This window comes from Micromonospora noduli, assembly GCF_003264365.1.
Taxonomy (GTDB): Bacteria; Actinomycetota; Actinomycetes; order Mycobacteriales; family Micromonosporaceae; genus Micromonospora; species Micromonospora noduli.
The window spans coordinates 1-14,170 of sequence record NZ_PYAK01000091.1; the positions used below are offsets into that span (position 1 = coordinate 1).

13 protein-coding genes are annotated in these 14,170 nt (G+C 72.0%); 3 read left to right on the forward strand and 10 right to left on the reverse strand.

Annotated elements, in window-relative coordinates; genetic code table 11:
- Positions 1-56 precede the first annotated feature (56 nt).
- A complete protein-coding gene (locus GUI43_RS34830; protein WP_249037905.1) occupies positions 57-785 on the reverse strand; it encodes a DUF2752 domain-containing protein in 729 nt (242 codons plus the stop codon).
- A 4-nt stretch (positions 786-789) separates the two neighbouring features.
- Positions 790-2,019, reverse strand: coding sequence for a winged helix-turn-helix domain-containing protein (locus tag GUI43_RS31655; RefSeq protein ID WP_112700471.1), 1,230 nt, complete (start codon positions 2,017-2,019; stop codon positions 790-792).
- A 79-nt stretch (positions 2,020-2,098) separates the two neighbouring features.
- Here GUI43_RS31655 and GUI43_RS31660 point away from each other — a divergent pair, with 79 nt between their 5' ends.
- Positions 2,099-2,650, forward strand: coding sequence for a GNAT family N-acetyltransferase (locus tag GUI43_RS31660; RefSeq protein WP_112586586.1), 552 nt, complete (start codon positions 2,099-2,101; stop codon positions 2,648-2,650).
- Here the strand turns inward: GUI43_RS31660 and GUI43_RS31665 are convergent.
- Complete coding sequence (locus tag GUI43_RS31665) at positions 2,549-3,823, reverse strand: glycosyltransferase 87 family protein (protein WP_112700473.1); 1,275 nt, start codon at positions 3,821-3,823, stop codon at positions 2,549-2,551. The genes GUI43_RS31660 and GUI43_RS31665 overlap by 102 nt on opposite strands.
- Positions 3,824-3,858: 35 nt before the next feature.
- On the opposite strand from GUI43_RS31665, the gene GUI43_RS31670 reads away from it, so the two are divergent.
- Positions 3,859-4,440, forward strand: coding sequence for a GNAT family N-acetyltransferase (locus GUI43_RS31670; RefSeq protein ID WP_112586581.1), 582 nt, complete (start codon positions 3,859-3,861; stop codon positions 4,438-4,440).
- A 41-nt stretch (positions 4,441-4,481) separates the two neighbouring features.
- Here GUI43_RS31670 and GUI43_RS31675 read toward each other — a convergent pair whose 3' ends face one another.
- The 4 genes from GUI43_RS31675 to GUI43_RS31690 all read right to left on the reverse strand — a co-directional run bounded on the left by GUI43_RS31675 (position 4,482) and on the right by GUI43_RS31690 (position 8,802).
- Positions 4,482-5,369, reverse strand: coding sequence for a carbohydrate ABC transporter permease (locus tag GUI43_RS31675; protein WP_112700475.1), 888 nt, complete (start codon positions 5,367-5,369; stop codon positions 4,482-4,484).
- Between the two features lies 1 nt (position 5,370).
- Positions 5,371-6,492 (reverse strand): carbohydrate ABC transporter permease, encoded by a 1,122-nt coding sequence (locus GUI43_RS31680; protein WP_211326795.1) that lies wholly within the window; start codon positions 6,490-6,492, stop codon positions 5,371-5,373.
- A gap of 72 nt (positions 6,493-6,564) precedes the next feature.
- On the reverse strand, positions 6,565-7,815 hold the full coding sequence (locus tag GUI43_RS31685) for a sugar ABC transporter substrate-binding protein (protein WP_112700477.1): 1,251 nt from the start codon (positions 7,813-7,815) through the stop codon (positions 6,565-6,567).
- Between the two features lie 24 nt (positions 7,816-7,839).
- Complete coding sequence (locus GUI43_RS31690) at positions 7,840-8,802, reverse strand: LacI family DNA-binding transcriptional regulator (RefSeq protein ID WP_249037906.1); 963 nt, start codon at positions 8,800-8,802, stop codon at positions 7,840-7,842.
- Positions 8,803-8,974: 172 nt separating this feature from the next.
- Between GUI43_RS31690 and GUI43_RS31695 the strand changes: the two genes are divergently transcribed.
- Positions 8,975-11,086 carry a glycogen debranching N-terminal domain-containing protein gene (locus tag GUI43_RS31695; protein ID WP_112700481.1) on the forward strand — a complete coding sequence of 704 codons (2,112 nt, stop codon included), beginning with the start codon at positions 8,975-8,977 and terminating at the stop codon, positions 11,084-11,086.
- Positions 11,087-11,205: 119 nt separating this feature from the next.
- Here GUI43_RS31695 and GUI43_RS31700 read toward each other — a convergent pair whose 3' ends face one another.
- From GUI43_RS31700 to GUI43_RS31710, 3 genes are all read right to left on the reverse strand, one after another.
- Positions 11,206-11,676 carry a GNAT family N-acetyltransferase gene (locus tag GUI43_RS31700; RefSeq protein WP_112586570.1) on the reverse strand — a complete coding sequence of 157 codons (471 nt, stop codon included), beginning with the start codon at positions 11,674-11,676 and terminating at the stop codon, positions 11,206-11,208.
- 56 nt (positions 11,677-11,732) lie between these two features.
- Positions 11,733-12,500, reverse strand: a complete 768-nt coding sequence (dapB, locus tag GUI43_RS31705; protein WP_112586568.1) for a 4-hydroxy-tetrahydrodipicolinate reductase — start codon at positions 12,498-12,500, stop codon at positions 11,733-11,735.
- 107 nt (positions 12,501-12,607) lie between these two features.
- On the reverse strand, positions 12,608-14,005 hold the full coding sequence (locus GUI43_RS31710; protein WP_112586566.1) for a M16 family metallopeptidase: 1,398 nt from the start codon (positions 14,003-14,005) through the stop codon (positions 12,608-12,610).
- Positions 14,006-14,170 lie beyond the last annotated feature (165 nt).

Consider the following 14,170-nt stretch of genomic DNA (forward strand, 5'->3'; position numbering starts at 1 on the left):
GGCGGGCTGCGCCGGCGGGCGCCGGCGGCGGGCTGCGCCGGCGGGCGACGGCGCGGTCAGACGTAGAGCGAGGTGAACGGCGCCCAGGGCAGGTTGCGTAGCACCGAGAAGGCCAGCCACGCGGCCAGGAAACCACCGATGACCTTCGAGCTGATCCGCAGCTCGGGCAGTCGCCAACCGAACGCCTGGTTGCCCGCCCAGGCCACGAAGAGGTACGCGAGGAACGGCAGCGCGAAGACGAACAGGAAGTGATGCCGGGCGGCGGCCGGCAGGTCGCCGTGCAGCACGTACCAGAGTGCGCGGGTGCCACCACAGCCCGGGCAGTCCAGCCCGGTGGTGAGCTTGAGCAGACAGGTGGGCGCGGCGTCCGGGTCGGCGTAGGTCGGGTTGCTGAGCAGTGCGTAGCTCATACCGACGGCGACGCAGCCGACCGCGGCCAGCGGCACCGCCCAGCGCGGGGAACGTTCGTAGAGCCGCAGCACGAACCGGGTGAGCCGGTCCGGCTCAGGCGCCGGGTAGCCACCCGGCGGGGTCGTCGGCCAACCCTCCGGACCCGAGCCGCCGGGACCGAAGCCGGCGGGACCCGAGCCGCCGGGACCGAAGCCAGCGGGACCCGGGCCAGCGGGACCCGGGCCAGCGGGACCGAAGCCAGCGGGACCGAAGCCAGCGGGACCCGGGCCACCAGAATTGAAGCCACCGGGATTCGTGTCACCGTCGGCCGGCGCCGTGTGGACCGCGCCGGGGGCGGGGTGTGGCTGGTCGACCGGTCCGGGAGCGCTCGTCACGCGCTCACGGTACACCGGACACGCCGGCCAACGCGGCGGTGAGCGGACCGGCCAGATCGCCGGCCGCCGGCGGGGCCACCGCGTCCAGGCCGAGCCAGCCGGCGAGACGGTACAGCTCGGCGGCGAGCGCGACGGCAGTCTCCCCCGGGTCGGCGCCGGGTTCGAGCCAGGCGGCCGGCACCAGCAGCACCCCGGCCTTCCGATCTGCCTTCAGATCGACCCGGGCGGTGAACCGGTCGCCTTGCAGGAACGGCAACACGTAGTACCCGTAGACCCGCTGTGGCGCCGGGACGTAGATCTCGATCCGGTAGCTGAAGTCGAACAGTCGCTCGGTGCGGGCCCGTTCCCAGATCAGTGGATCGAAGGGGCTGACCAGTGTGTTGCCCCGCACCCAGCGGGGCAGCCGGGCGGACGTGTGCAGCCAGGCCGGCTGCCGCCAGCCGGCCACGGTGACCGGCACCAGCTCACCGGCCTCGGCCAGCTCCGCGACGGCCTGCCGGGCGCCGGCCAGCGGCAACCGGAAATAGTCGCGCAGCTCCGGCTCGGAGGCCACCCCGAGGGACCGCGCGGCGAGGGCAACCAACGTTCGGTACGCCTCGGCGTCGGTCGGGGTGGGCGCGGCCAGCACCGTCGGGGGCAGCACCCGCTCGGGCAGGTCGTAGCGGCGGGCGAAGGAGGTGCTGCGCTCGGCGGCGGCCACCTCCCCGGCCCAGAACAGGAACTCCAACGCCCGCTTGACCGCCGACCAGTTCCAACCCCAGTTGCCGGTCTCCCGGGGCGCGTCGTGCTCGATCTCGGCGGCGGTCAGCGGCCCCCGGGCGGCCACCTCGTCCCGGACCCAGGCGACCAGCTCCGGCTGCTCCTGGGCGATCCGCCGCATGCCGCCCCAGGATTCGCTGTGCGCGCGGGCCATCCGCCAGCGCAGCATCGGGTGCAGCTCCACCGGGACCAGCGACGCCTCATGGCCCCAGTATTCGAACAGCTCACGCGGGCGCCGGTAGGCGGCCTGGTCGAGCAACGTGGTCGGGTAGGGCCCGAGCCGGCTGTAGAGCGGCAGGTAGTGCGCGCGTTGCAGCACGTTGACCGAGTCCATCTGGATCAGCCCGACCCGGCCCAGCACGCGACGCAGGTGCCGGCGGGTGGGCACGCCCGTCGGCGCCGGGTCGGCGAAGCCCTGGGCGGCGAGCGCCACGCGGCGGGCCTGGGCGAGCGAGAGTGATTCCGGTGCGGTCATCGTCGGCGACCTTAATTCATCGGTACGACGCCGGTGCGGGAAGCTGGACGTGACGACCAACGGGGCATAGAACGGTGCAATGCTGACCATCCGTCGGGAGGAACCGGACGACGCCGAGGCGGTCGCCCAGGTACACGTGCACGGCTGGCAGGCGGGCTACGCCGGCTTCATGCCGGACGAGGTGCTCGGGCGGCTCAACGTGGTGGCCTGGGCGCAGCGTCGTCGCGACGTCGGCACCGCCGATCCGGAACACCCGTTCACCACAGTGCTCGGCGAGGTGGACGGGTTGGTCGTGGGTTTCACCACCTTCGGGCCGTACCGCCGCAACCAGGACCGGGACGACCTGGACCCGACGGTCGGCGAGGTGGTGGCGCTCTACGTGGAGCCGGCCCACTGGGGTGACGGGACCGCCGCGGCGCTGCTGGACGCCGCCCGGAGCGGGCTCACCGAGCGGGGCTGGGCCGGGTACCGGGCGTGGGTGCTGGCGGACAACCGGCGGGCCCGGCGGTTCTGCGAGCGCGCCGGCCTGTCACCGGACGGTGAGCGGTCGACCTACCAGGTGCCGCTGGCCGGTGGGGGCCCGCCGGTCGGGCTGGTCGAGCTGCGGTACGCCGGACGCCTCGACCACTGACCCGTTCGGGGTCAGCCACCGGCGGATCGGCAGGAAAGCCAGCAGCGCCAGACTGACCCACACGTAGGCGTTGCTGCCCAGGAAGCCGTCGACGCCGGTGAAGTCCTTCTCCCAGAGCCAGACGGTCCGGCTGATCAGCAGCGCGTACCCGATGGTCGCGGTGAGCAGCAGGACCTGCCGTCGGCGGCCGGCCGGCGCGGCCATCGCGTTGTCGACCAGCAGGATCAACGCGGGCAGCAGCCAGACCAGGTGGTGCACCCAGGTGACCGGGCTGACCAGGCACATCACTGCGCCGGTCAGCGCCAGACCGGTCGCCTCGTCGCCGGCCGCGACGGCGGCCCGGGAGCGCCAGGCCCAGAGCGCCAGGGTGCCGAGCACGAGCAGCAGCCACAGCACCGTGCTCGGGTGCTCCGGGTCGAGCCGGGCGACCACCCCGCGCAGCGACTGGTTGGAGACGAAGGCCAGCTCGCCCACCCGCCCGGTGTTCCACAGCGCCTCGGTCCAGAACTCCCGGGACGCGTCGGGGAAGAGCGCGGCGGCCAGCAGCGACACCCCGGCGGCCGTGCCGCTGGCGGTGAGCGCCGCCCGCCACCGCCCGGTCACCAGCAGGTAGACGATGAACACGCCAGGGGTCAGTTTGATCGCCGTGGCGAGGCCGATCCCCACCCCGGCCCACCGGTTGCCGGCCGGCAGCAGCCGCAGCAGGTCCACCGCCACCAGGAAGAGCAGCAGCGTGTTGACCTGGCCGAAGTTGACCGTCTCCCGCATTGGTTCGAACGCGGCGGCCAGGCAGAGCGCCACGGCGAGGGCGAACCACCGGGTCCAGCCGGCGCGGCGGGCGATCGGGTCGACCAGCCACCAGATCAGCACCGTGGTGGTGGCCACGCTGGCGAGCACGCTCACCACGATCGCGGCCGTCCACGGCAGGTACGCCATCGGCAGCATGACCAGCGCGGCGAACGGCGGATAGGTGAAGCCGTACTGGGTGCCCGGCTTGAGGTAGTCGTAGATCTCCCCGCCGTCGTGCACCCACCAGGTCAACGCGCCGTAGTAGACCTTCAGGTCGAAGAACCCGTGCCGGACGGCGGCGACGGCGAGGAACCCGGTGACCGCCGCGGCGAGCACCACCACCCCGACGACCTGCGCGGTCGTCCTGTTGGCACCCTGCGCCACCGTCGTCTCCCTCGCCCTGCGTAGGCTTCCGTCCCATGGCTCTCGGGTACGTCCGCCCGGCGCGTCCCGAGGACGCCGGCGAGATCGCACGCATCCAGCTCGCGACCTGGCGGGTCGCGTACCGCCGGATCCTTCCTCGGCATGTGCTCGACAACCTGGACGAGGCGTTCCTCGCCCGGCGGTGGAGCGCCGCGGTGCTGGAGCCGCCCTCGGGCGCGCACCGGGTGCTGGTCGCCGTCGAACAGGCCGAGCAATCGTATCTGGTGGGGTTCGCCGCCTCCGGCCCGGCCGACGGCGAGGCGTTGGCTCCGGGTGAACCGGCCGACGCGCTCGGCCCGGACGTGGCGGCGGTGACCGACCTGCTGGTGGAGCCGCGGTGGGGCCGGCGGGGGCACGGCAGTCGGCTGCTCGCGGCCGCCGTCGACCTGTGGCGCGAGGACGGGATGAGTCGGGCGGTGGCCTGGGCGTTCGACGGTGACGAGGCGACCCGCAAGTTCCTGACCAGCACCGGGTGGGAGCCCGACGGCGCGGCCCGGGCGCTGGACGTCGACGACATGCTGGTGCCCCAGGTGCGCCTGCACGTGGGCGTGCCGACCGAGAAGGTACCGGCCGAGTGAACCGGTGTGGCGGCCCCGGCAGGGCCGCCACACCGGGCCGGTCAGCCCTTGTCCGAGCCGTCGTTGGCGTCGCGGACGAAGTACCGCTGGAACACCACGAAGATGATCGCTACCGGGATGGTGGCCAGCAGCGCGGCGCCGAGCTTGAGCGGGTACTGGGTGCCCTTGCCGAGCGAGCCACTGACCAGGTCGGCCAACCCGCGCGGCAGGGTGAACAGGTCCGGGTCCTGCACCGACACCAGGCTGTGCGGGAACTCGTTCCAGGAGCCCTGGAACGACAGGATGGTGAGGGTGATCAGCGCCGGTTTCGCCATCGGCAGCACCACCGACCAGAAGGTACGGAAGATGCTCGCCCCGTCTATCCGGGCGGCCTCCTCGACACTCACCGGGATCGACTCGAAGAACTGCTTCATGATGAACACGCCCGCCGCGTCGGCCAGCAGCGGCACCACCAGCCCGGCGTAGCTGTTGTAGAGGCCGAGCTGGTTGAGCACCAGGAACTTCGGGATCAGCAGCACCACCCCGGGCACCGCCATCACCGCGATGACGGCGGCGAACAGCCCGCCGCGGCCGGCGAACCGCAGCCGGGCCAGCGCGTACCCGGCGAGAGAGTCGAAGAAGACCCGGCCGATGGTGACCAGCACCGTCACCAGCAGTGAGTTGCCCAGCCACAGCGGGAAGTTGGTGCCGGCGAAGATCCGTTCGAAGCCGGCCAGCGTGAGCGGGTCCGGAAACGGTGACAGCGGGTTCGCCGCCGCGTCGGGCTCGGTCTTGAGCGCGTTGCCGATCTGGATGACGAACGGGTAGAGGAACACCAGCCCGAAGAAGACCAGCGTGGCGTACCCCAGAAAGCGGGTGGCCAGGGTGCGGGCCGCGTGCTGCTGACGCCGCGCGGGCGCCGCGGCCGGGCGGTCGGTGAGCACGGCCATCTCAGGACCTTTCCGGTACGCGCCGACGCCAGCGGCCTCGGCGCGGCCGGTCGGTGTCCCGCTCGGCCAGCGCCCGGCGCTGGATCACTGTGAGCACGATGATGATCAGAAACAGGACGAAGGAGATCGCCGCGCCGGAGCCGTAGTCGAAGTCCCGGAAGGCGGTCCGGTACGACAGGTACGCCGGGGTGAGCGTGGTCTTGGCCGGGTCGCCCTGGCTCATCACGTACACCTGGTCGAAGACCTGCCAGGAGCCGATCATGCCGAGGGTGAGCACCAGGAAGGTGGTGGGCCTGATCATCGGCACTGTGACGTACCGGAAGCGCTGCCACCGGGAAGCGCCGTCGAGGGTGCTCGCCTCGTCCAGCGTGACCGGCACGTTCTGCAGCCCGGCCAGGAACATCAGCATGAAGGTGCCGGAGGTGGTCCAGACGACCAGCGTGATGATCGAGATCATCGCGACGCTCGGGCCGGCCAGCCAGTCCCACCAGGTCAGCCCGAACGGGCCGCCGTCGGCCAGTGCCGCCGGTGGCGAGTCGACGCCGACCGCGCCGAACAGCAGGTGCAGCACGCCGCGGGAGTCGGCGAACCACTCCGGGCCGTCGATTCCCAGGAAACCGAGCAGGGCGTTCACCGCGCCGGAGTTGGCGAAGAGGAACAGGAACACCACGCTGATAGCTACCGAGCTGGTCACCGAGGGGAAGTAGAAGGCGCTGCGGAAGAAGCTCTTGCCCTTGAGCATCCGGTTGTTGACGACCAACGCCAGTCCGAGAGCGAGCACGGTCTGCGCCGGCACCACGATCGCCACGTAGTAGATGTTGTTGCGGATGCTGGTCATGAAGTCGCGGCGGGCCAGCCCGTCCTCGGTGAACAACTGGGTGTAGTTGTGCGCGCCGACGAACGGGACGTCGCCGGTGAACGGGCTGCCCTGGCCGTTCCAGTCGGTCAGGCTGACCCAGAGCGCCATCAGGATCGGCAGCAGCAGGAACAGCCCCAGAATGACGATCACCGGCGCGACGAAGAGCCAGCCGGCGAGGTTCTCGTTGCTCCGGATGCCGCCGCTGCGTCGGCGGGGGCCGACCCCGCCCGCGGTCGCCGCGGCGGTCAGTGTCTCGGTTGCCATCTTCCCTCCCTTCCTCTCTCCGGCCGACGTGCGGCAGGGGCCCCGGTGTTCGCCGGGGCCCCCGCCATCACCTCAGCTGCCGCCGAGCGCCGCCTTGGCGTTCTTGTCGAAGTTCTGCAGCACGGTCTTCGGGTCGCCGTTGGCCAGCCCCTGGAGACCGGTGTCGAGGTCCTTGAGGACGCTGTCCATCTTCGGGGCGTTCACCGGGCCCTGGGCGTACGCGGCGCCGTCGATGAACACCTTGTCCGCCGGGAAGGCGGCGGTGTACTGGTCGCGGGCCGACTGGCGGGACGGCATGACACCGAACGCCTTGGCGAAGGTCATCTGCTGCTCGCCGCTGGTCATCGCCTCGACGAACTTGATCGCCTGATCCTTGTACTTGCTCTTCGCGGCGATGCCCCAGCACTGGGTGAAGGAGAGGGTGCCCTGGCCCTTGGGGCCGGCCGGCAGCGCCACGACCTTGTACTTCACGTTCGGGAAGTCGTTCTGCAGGGCACCCTTGATCCAGTTGCCCTCGATGGTCATCACGGCCTTGCCCTTGCCGAACGCCTCACCGGACCAGCCGGCGTCGAGCTGCTTCGGGTACTTGGCCAGGCCGGTGCTGAGCATGGTCTTGACGTACTGGAGGGCGGCGAGGTTTTCCGGGGTGTCGGCCGTGGGCTGCTTGCCGTCCTTGCTCACCAGCCAGCCGCCGTTCTGCACCATGAAGGCGCCGATCCGGTCCCGGGTGTCACCGAGGGCCAGCGGGACCTGCCCCTTGGCCTTGATCTTCTGGGCGACGGCGGTGAGCTGCTCCCAGGTCGTCGGCACGTCGGCGTCGGTCAGCCCGGCCCTGGTCCACAGGTCGGTGTTGATCTGCAGGGCCAGGGTCGAGAAGTCCTTGGGCGCGCAGTAGACCTTGCCGTCGTACGTGAAGGCGGTGCGCAGGCTCTCGTAGAAGTCGCCCGGGTTGCTGATTTTGTCGCCGTACGGCTCGAGGGCGCCGACGCTGGCGTAGTTGGCGAACTGGGCCGCGTCCACGTAGAAGACGTCCGGCGGGGTGCCGCCGGCGAGGGCCTGACCGAGCTGCTGGGTGAGGTCCTGTGCCGGGGTGACCGTCGCGGTGTTGCCGGAGCTGCTGGCCCACTTCGCGGCGGCGTCCTGCACGGCCTTGGTCTCGGCCTCGCCGGACGAGCCGATCAGGATCTGCAGGCTGGCCGGTCCGCTGGACTGGGCGGTGTCGCCGGAGGAGTCGTCGAAGCCGCTGCCGCAGGCGGCGGAGCCGAGGAGGGCGACGGCGGCAAGGCCGGCCACCGCTGCCCGGGTGATTGTTCGGGGTGCCATGGTTTCTCCTGGTGGGGGGTGGGACTACGCGGTGTGCCGCAGTGCCAACGAGGGCTGGAGCAGCACGGGGGTGGGGGTCTCGTGGTCGCCGTCGAGGACCCCGGTGAGCAGGTCCACGCAGCGGGCGGCGGCCTCGCCGAGCGGTTGGCTGACGCTGGTCAGCCCGACCGCGGCGGCCACCGGCGTGTCGTCGAAGCCGATCACCGACACGGGCGGGTCGACGCCGCGAATCGCCTGGAGGGCGCCGAGGGCGAGTGAGTCGCTGGCGCAGACCACGGCGCTCGGTGCCACGGTGTCGAGCAGGTCGTGCATCAGGCGTTCGCCCTCGGCGATGCCGTCCTCGGTCTCCCGGTGCAGCCCGGTCGGGTCGACGCCGGCCGCACGCAGCGCGTCGCGCCAGCCGGCCCGCCGGTCGTCGCCGACGCCGGAGCCGACCGGCCAGCCGATGAAGGCGATCCGCCGGTGGCCGGCGTCGAGCAGACGCCGGGTGGCCTGGGCGGTGCCGGCGGCGCCGTCCACGTCCACCCAGGGGTGCGCGTCGAGCGCGTCCCAGGGGCGACCGAAGGTCACGAACGGCACGTCCCGGTCGGCGAGCCATTCGGTACGCGGGTCGCCGTGCTTGGTGCCCACCAGCACGAACGCGTCCAACTCGTAGGTGCCGAGCAGGTCGCCGTAGGTGGCGATCTCCCGATCGTCGTCGGTGGCGGTGTAGAGCAGCACCCGGTAGCCGGCGGCGTCGGCGGTCTCGGTGAGGCCGTGCAGGAAGCGGTCGAGCACGGAGCCGTTGATGCCGTCGCGGGTCGGGTCGATCCGGGCGGCGATGAGGCGGGACCGGCCGGTGCGCATCTGTCGGGCGGCCTGGTTGGCCCGGTAGCCGAGCGCGTTGATCGCGTCCTCGACCCGCTGACGGGTCTCCTGCCGCACGATGTGCGGGCTGTTGAGCACGTTGGACACCGTCTGCCGGCTGACTCGGGCGTGCCGAGCCACCGTCGCGATGGTTACCTTTTCGGCCACTTAATCCCTCTCGCCATCTTGAACGATCCAATTTGGATAAGGCAGGATTGGATCGTTCAAGTTTCTGGAATGTTTCGCACTTTGCACCGCCAGGGGCGCGTTGTCAAGATGGCCGCCCCGCACCCCGAGGATCTGGAGCCACACCGTGATCGAACGCCAGCTGCAACCCCTCCTGCACGAGCTGGTCGGGGTGGTCTTCGCCCCGACCAGCGCGCTGGGGGACGCGACCGGGCAGATCCGCCCGACCGGCGTCCAGGGCGTCTTCCACGCCGATGCCCGGGTGCTCTCCCGCGCCGAGCTGCGGGTCGACGAGCGGGAACTCGAAGGGCTGACCCGCGGCGACGACGGGCCGCACGGCGCACACTTCGTGAGCCTGGCCCGCTGGCTCGGTGACCCGACGCCCGACCCCACCGTCCGCGTCGACCGGCTCCGGCGGGCCGCCCGCAACGGCCTCACCGAGGAGCTGCGGATCGTCTCCACCGCCACGATCGGCGTACGGGCCACCGTCTCCGTCGACCTCGGCTGCGACCTGGCACCCATCGAGGTCGTCAAGTCCGGTGGCGGCACCGACGCGCTGACGGCCACGACCGGTCAGCCCGGCACGCTCACCTGGTCAGGCGCCGGGATCACCGTCACCGCCACCGCGCCAGGCGCCGACCTGCTGGTCGACGGCGAGCGGGCCACCGCACCCCGGCTGGTCTGGCCGGTCGACCTGCCCCCCGGCGGCGAGACGGTGCTGCGCTGGCAGGTGACAGTCGACGACCCGCGCGCCGTCGTCGTCGGCCCGGCCGGCGAGCCCGAGTGGTCCCGACCCGAGGTTACCGCCGACGACCGACGGCTGATCCGGCTGCTCGACCGCAGCCTGGACGACCTGCGCGGCCTCCGACTGGCCGAGACCGGCGCACCCGACGACGTGTTCCTCGGCGCCGGCGTGCCCTGGTTCCTCACCCTGTTCGGCCGGGACAGCCTCTGGGCCGCCCGGATGATGCTGCCGCTCGGCACCGACCTGGCCGCCGGCACCCTGCGCGTGCTCGCCCGTCGGCAGGGCACCCGCGTCGACCCGACGACCGGCGAGGCCCCGGGCAAGATCCTGCACGAGCTGCGCCGCCACGCGTTCGCCCTGCCCGACAACGGCCTGCGCCTTCCGCCGGCGTACTACGGCACCGTCGACGCCACAATGCTCTGGATCAACCTGCTGCACGACGCGTGGCGTTGGGGAATGCCCGCCGAGCAGATCGAGCCCCTGCTGCCGCACCTGGAGGCGGCGCTGAGCTGGCTCGGCGAGCACGCCGACCCGGACGGTGACGGCCTGGTCGAGTACGTCGACACCACCGGGCACGGGCTGTCCAACCAGGGCTGGAAGGACTCCGGTGACGCCGTCCGCTTCCACGACGGGTCCCTGGCCACCGCGCCGATCGTGCTGGCCGAGGTGCAGGGGTACGCGCACGAGGCCGCCGTGAACGGCGCGGCCCTGCTGGACGCCTTCGGTCGCCCGGGCGCCGACCGCTGGCGCGAGCACGCCGCCGCGCTGGTCGGCCGGTTCCGCAAGAGCTTCTGGGTGGACGGTCGTCACGGACCGCAACCCGCGCTGGCCCTCGACCGCGACAAGCGCCCGGTCGACTCGCTGACCAGCAACATCGGCCACCTGCTCGGCACCGGTCTGCTCGACCGCGACGAGGAGGCCCAGGTCGCGCACCTGCTCACCACCGACACGATGGCCGCCGGGTTCGGGCTACGCACCATGTCCAGCGACGACGCCGGGTTCAGCCCGTTGTCGTACCACTGTGGCTCGATCTGGACCCACGACACCGCGATCGTGCTCGGTGGGCTGGCCCGCGCCGGGCACCGCGAGGCCGCGCTCGGTCTGGCCGACGGGCTGCTCAGCGCGGCCGAGGCGTTCGACTACCGGATGCCGGAGCTGTACGGCGGCGACGACCGGGCACTGGTCAACCGCCCGGTGCCGTACCCGGCCTCGTGCCGGCCGCAGGCGTGGGCCGCAGCGGGCGCGGTGCTGCTGCTCCAGGCCGCCACGGGGCTCTACCCGGACGTGCCGGGCGGCACGGTCCGGCTGGCACCCCTGGCGGGAGCAGAGTTCGGTGCCGTAGCGGTCGACGGCCTCCGCGTGGCCGACACCCCGGTGCACGTCACTGTCGACAGCACCGGCGAAGCCACCGTCACCGGTCTCCCCACCCGCCTGACCCCAACCCCGTCCCTCCCCACCCAACGCCGCCCCACAACCCCGTCCCTCCCCCGCTAGGCCGGCCCGACCACCCCGGTGATCTTGCAGTTTCGGTTGTTGAGATGTACGGAAGGTCCGATACGTCGCAACAGAAAGTGCAAGATCGCGAGGGCGGGCGCTGGGACGTAGGGCTCGGGTTAGCGGGTTCGTTCGGCTACTACTTCGTCGTCATCCATGGCGCCTGTGGGGTGGAAGCCCAGGGAGGCGTAGAGGGCTGCGGCTGGGGTGTTGTCGGGGTGGTACGACAGCCGGACCGGGGGGTTGCCGTTCCGGGCCGCCAGCCAGGGGGCCAGCGTCTGCACTGTGGCCCGGCCGACGCCCTGGCCCTGCTCGGCGGCGTCGATCAGCATCCCGCCGATCCAGTGCGAACCGTCGTCGTCCACGCCCCACATGACGTGGCCGACGACGGTCTCGTCGGCGTACACCGCGAGGGAGTTCCACACCTCGGAGCGGGTGCTCAACAGCAGATAGCGCGCGCCCAGCGCGGCCACGAACCGGCGTTGGTCGTCGCGCGGAGCGACGTCGGCCACCGCCCGCCAGTTGTCGTCGTCGACAGGCCGGAGCGTGAGTCGCCGCCCGCGCCGGTCCAGGTGTCCCGCATCGATCATCCGGCGGATGCTACCCGGCCCGCGCCGCGATGTGGAGGAGCGGGCGAGTGGCCCGGTCAGTCGAGCAGGGCGTCCAGGCCGACGGTGAGGCCGGGGCGGTTGCGCACCGCGCGGACGGCCAGCAGCACACCCGGCATGAACGACACCCGGTCGTACGAGTCGTGCCGGATGGTCAGCGTCTCGCCGGTGCCGCCGAACAGCACCTCCTGGTGGGCGACCAGGCCGGTGGCGCGCACCGCGTGGACGCGTACCCCCTCGATGTCGGCGCCGCGCGCACCCGGCACCTCGTCCTTGGTGGCGTCCGGGACCGGGCCGAGGCCGGCCTCGGCGCGGGCCCGGGCGATCTGCCGGGCGGTGTGGGTGGCGGTGCCACTCGGGGCGTCCAGCTTGCGCGGGTGGTGCTGCTCGATGATCTCGACGGACTCGAAGTGTCGGGCGGCCCGCGCGGCGAACTGCATCATCAGCACCGCACCGATACCGAAGTTCGGGGCGATGACCACGCCCACCTCGGGCTTGTCGGCCAGCCAGCCGCGTACCTGTTCCAGCCGCTGCTCGGTGAAGCCGGTCGTGCCGACCACCGCGCTGATGCCCTGCTCGATGGACCACCGGAGGTTGTCCATGACGACGTCCGGCGTGGTGAAGTCGACGACCACCTCGGCGGTGGAGACGGCGGAGCGGCTGTCGCCCTGGTCGACCGCCGCGGTCAGGGCGAGATCGTCGGCGGCGTCGACCGCCTTGCAGACCTCGATGCCCATCCGGCCGCGCGCACCAAACACGCCGACCCGCAGCTGCTGGGCCGGGGTCTTTCCCTGCTCGTCAGTCACGGGGCACAACCTATCCCAATCGGGACGGGCACTTCCGGCCGGATCCGCCCTGCTCCACCGGCCGGGACGCCCGATCGGGGTGCGTCAACCGGGCCGGGCGGCAGACCTCAGACCGCGAAGTCGCCGGCACCGAACGGGCCCACCACGGCCAGCGACATCGGCCGGCTGAGCAGCTCGGCGGCGAGGACGTTCACGTCCTCCACGGTGACCTCGTCGACCCGGCGGAGCAGTTCGTCGACCGGCATCAGGTCGCCGTAGAGCAGCTCACCCTTGGCCAGCCGGCTCATCCGCGAACCGGTGTCCTCCAGGCCGAGCACGAACGAGCCCTTGCTCATCCCCTTGCCCCGGGCCACCTCGGCCTCGGTCAACCCGTCAGCGGCCACCCGGGCCAGCTCGGCGCGGGTCAGGGCCAGCACCTCATCCACCTTGCCCGGGGCGCAGCCAGCGTAGACGGCGAACAGGCCGGTGTCGGCGTACTGGCTGGCGTAGGAGTAGACCGAGTACGCGAGGCCGCGCTGCTCGCGGATCTCCTGGAACAGGCGGCTGGACATGCCGCCGCCGAGCACGTTGTTGAGCACCCCGAGGGCGAACCGCCGATCGTCGAGCCGGTCGATGCCGGGGCAGCCGAGGATGACGTGTGCCTGCTCGGTCTCCTTCGGCTCCACCACTGTGGTCGTCGGCTTGGTGCGTACCGCCGGGGTCGCCGCGCGGTGCGGCGCCGGGCTGGCCGGGTCGCTGTCCAGCGGGGTGCCGCGCACGGCCTGACGGACCAGCTTGACCACCGCCGCGTGGTCGAGGTTGCCGGCGGCGGCGATGACGATCTGCGGCGCGGTGTAGCGACCCCGGTAGAAGCTCTGGATCTGCCGCCGGGTCATCGGGGTGACGGTCTCCGCGGTGCCGGAGATCAGCCGGCCCAGCGGGTGATCGCCGTAGACGGCCTGGACGAAGAGGTCGTGCACCTCGTCACCCGGCTCGTCGTCGTGCATGGCGATCTCCTCCAGGATCACGCCACGCTCGGTCTCGACGTCGGCCGGCTCCAACAGCGAGTCGGCGACCAGGTCGCACATCACGTCGATCGCCAGCGGCAGGTCCTCGTCCAGCACGCGGGCGTAGTAGCAGGTGTATTCCTTCGTGGTGAAGGCGTTGGTCTCGCCACCCACCGCCTCGATCTGCGAGGAGATCTCCAGCGCGGTGCGCTTGTGCGTGCCCTTGAAGAGCAGGTGCTCGAGGAAGTGCGCGGCACCGGCCTGCGGGCCGGTCTCGTCACGCGAGCCGACCGCCACCCAGATGCCGAACGAGACGCTGCGCATCGCCGGAATCGCCTCGGTGAGGACGCGCAGACCGCTGGGCAGCACGGTACGACGTACCGTGCCGCCCAGCGGGTCGTCGCTGAGCGTCCGGGTCACCGCGCGGGCGGTGCCGCCGGAGCGGCCCGCCCCGGTGTCCCGAGACGGGGCCACCCCCCGTCGATCCGGTGGAAACGGCGCGCTGATGGCCCGACTCACGACTTGCTCCCGGTTCGACGAGGGGTGGGTGATGCGTTGTACGACGGTCAGCTGTGCCGGGTCCGACGGCGCGGACGCTCGCCGCCCTCGCCACCCTCGCCGCCGCCGCCCTCGCCGCCGCGCTCCGGGCCACGCCCGCCACGGTCGCCGCCACGCTCGCGGTCG

Bases quoted from the DNA above. Each gene is read 5' to 3' on its own strand.
- GUI43_RS31655 (WP_112700471.1), bottom strand. From the start codon at position 2,019: ATGACCGCACCGGAATCACTCTCGCTCGCCCAGGCCCGCCGCGTGGCG.
- GUI43_RS31660 (WP_112586586.1), top strand. From the start codon at position 2,099: ATGCTGACCATCCGTCGGGAGGAACCGGACGACGCCGAGGCGGTCGCC.
- GUI43_RS31670 (WP_112586581.1), top strand. From the start codon at position 3,859: ATGGCTCTCGGGTACGTCCGCCCGGCGCGTCCCGAGGACGCCGGCGAG.
- GUI43_RS31675 (WP_112700475.1), bottom strand. From the start codon at position 5,369: ATGGCCGTGCTCACCGACCGCCCGGCCGCGGCGCCCGCGCGGCGTCAG.
- GUI43_RS31680 (WP_211326795.1), bottom strand. From the start codon at position 6,492: ATGGCAACCGAGACACTGACCGCCGCGGCGACCGCGGGCGGGGTCGGC.
- GUI43_RS31685 (WP_112700477.1), bottom strand. From the start codon at position 7,815: ATGGCACCCCGAACAATCACCCGGGCAGCGGTGGCCGGCCTTGCCGCC.
- GUI43_RS31700 (WP_112586570.1), bottom strand. From the start codon at position 11,676: ATGATCGATGCGGGACACCTGGACCGGCGCGGGCGGCGACTCACGCTC.